This is a genomic window from Vibrio sp. 2132-1, assembly GCF_033344315.1.
The window spans coordinates 1-539 of sequence record NZ_JAWPON010000763.1 but is presented as its reverse complement, the minus strand read 5'-3'; the positions used below and the strand labels follow the sequence as shown (position 1 = coordinate 539).

Below are 539 nucleotides of genomic sequence, written 5' to 3'. Positions count from 1 at the left end.
GTTAATACGTAAGTAGCTTTCTAAATAATGCCTTTCATGCCTGATTCATAACTTAATGATTTAAGGCGTTATAACATTACCACCTTCTAATCTCCTACGTATAAATACGTAATACTAAGGGCTAATCAGGTTATTGATACTAAGATAACTTGCGTGTTCACGCCCATTTCGAATTAGACAACATTGTTACATCTTTATACCCAAGTTACTTCAAGCGTCGCTACTCGGCTCGTGTTTTGACATGAGAATGGTGCTAGTCAGCTTGTCGTACTTCAAATCCGCATGAAATGGATGACAACAATAACCTTGGTGACAAAGGACGTGAACGATGAGTCTTATCCAAAAATCTTTGAAACGAGTGCTCAAAATGACTGCCGTAGTGGCAGCGATGACATTCGTGGCAACTTCTGCAAGTGCTGCTGAAAAAGTATATCGCCTAAAGCTGGCTGAACCGTGGGGGCCTAACTTCCCAATCTTTGGCGACACGACGAAAAATATGGCGAAAATGGCAGAGGAAATGTCAAACGGCCGTCTACAAA

Annotated in this window: 1 pseudogene; it reads left to right on the top strand. The window is 41.4% G+C overall.

Going from position 1 to position 539, the window contains the following annotated elements:
* Positions 1–328: 328 nt before the first annotated feature.
* A pseudogene (locus tag R8N47_RS27850) lies at positions 329–539 on the top strand (ABC transporter substrate-binding protein); the annotation flags it as partial.